Source organism: Microcystis sp. LE19-41.2A (assembly GCF_027530405.1).
Classification (GTDB): domain Bacteria; phylum Cyanobacteriota; class Cyanobacteriia; order Cyanobacteriales; family Microcystaceae; genus Microcystis; species Microcystis aeruginosa.
This window is the reverse complement of the sequence record NZ_JAPZQJ010000516.1, coordinates 1-1433: the sequence shown is the minus strand read 5'-3', so window position 1 is coordinate 1433 and position 1433 is coordinate 1. Positions and strand designations below refer to the sequence as shown.

The window sequence follows — 1433 nt, the reverse complement described above, 5'->3', positions numbered from 1 at the left end:
CCAAGCTTTTCTGGTCGGAACCCCCTAAGCCGAGTTTTCAAGGTGCTGCGCCGTCCACTTGGTTTTCGAGACTGGCCTTTTAATTCTAACGTAAAGCCAACCTAGAACGGCGGGGTTTCAGACCCAAAATTTCCGATGATTCCGAATATCGAGGTCGGTGTGTTGAAAGTCTTGTTGAAATTGTGCTTGATATTGATACCTATCGAGGCGCAAGGCGAATATTCATTCCGTGACGCGCCGAATGCTAGAGCCATTGAAGTCTATCTGTAGGGACACGGCATAACGGGGTCTTTATACTGAATCGGTTTTTAATAGTATGATTAACTGCCAATTCAACTTGAAAAACCCGCTCCCTTCTCCCCCACTGCTGTAACAAAAAACAACTATCCCCCGATAGCGATCGCTAAAGGTCGAATAATTGTAAATTTTTGTCAATGGGTGCGGTCAGATCGAAGAATCATCGCTAGAATGAGCCTAATTGTCAGGAATTTAGTTAACCAAGGTTTTTGGCAATATGCTAATCTGGCTAACACGCTTTTGGGGGTGATATAGGGAAAAGTTCCGGCGATTGCGCCTAAATGGAGTGTTATACAGAAAGTTGACCTATATCGTTACCCCAGAGAGTGTTATACAGAAAGTTGACCTATAATATGTAGTTATGTCGCATTGCTTCTTTGCGCAAGTGGAAAATTTTGAGGTATAGATTTATGACCCACATCGTCTTGCTCGGCGACAGCATATTTGATAATGCTCCTTATGTGGATGTTGAAGAAGATGTTATCCATTACCTTAAGCGCAAAATACCTTTAGGATGGAAAGCCACTTTACTCGCTATTGATGGTTCTATTACCACGGATCTCCATGCTCAAGTTCAGAAGCTACCTAAAGACTCAACTCACTTGTTTTTGAGTGTTGGGGGAAATGATGCTTTACGCAACATCGACTATCTATCTCAGAGGGCACAATCTGTTGCAGAAGTAATAATTAAATTTTCAAGGCTGGTCGGAGATTTTCGTGCTAACTATGTAAGTGCAATCAAAGAGCTACTGGAAAAACAGTTGCCAATAACAATTTGCACCATCTACGAGCCAAGATTTGAGCAGTCAGAATACCAAAGCATAGCGACAACTGCACTCACATTTTGGAATGATGTGATAATTCAAACAGCAATAGCCTATAAACTACCAATTATTGATCTGCGCCAAATCTTTACCAGTACATCTGATTACGCTAATCCGATTGAGCCATCTGCAATTGGTGCAGATAAATTAAGCAGCTACATTCTAGAAATAGTAAGTAGTCATGCAAAATTAATTACCCAAATAAAAAATTAAGAAGTATAATACATAAAAAAACGAAGCAGCAGGAAAATACAATGAGATTGATTAGAGACCTAAACCCCGAGAGCCAGAAAATGCTAGAGAGAATTTATC

General features: G+C 40.6%; 1 protein-coding gene. It reads left to right on the top strand.

Annotated features, from left to right (window positions below):
- Positions 1-707: 707 nt before the first annotated feature.
- Entirely contained in the window at positions 708-1334 is a 627-nt protein-coding gene (locus O9290_RS21840; RefSeq protein WP_288056226.1) for an SGNH/GDSL hydrolase family protein, read from the top strand.
- Positions 1335-1433: the final 99 nt, after the last annotated feature.

Bases quoted from the DNA above. Each gene is read 5' to 3' on its own strand.
- O9290_RS21840 (WP_288056226.1), top strand. From the start codon at position 708: ATGACCCACATCGTCTTGCTCGGCGACAGCATATTTGATAATGCTCCT.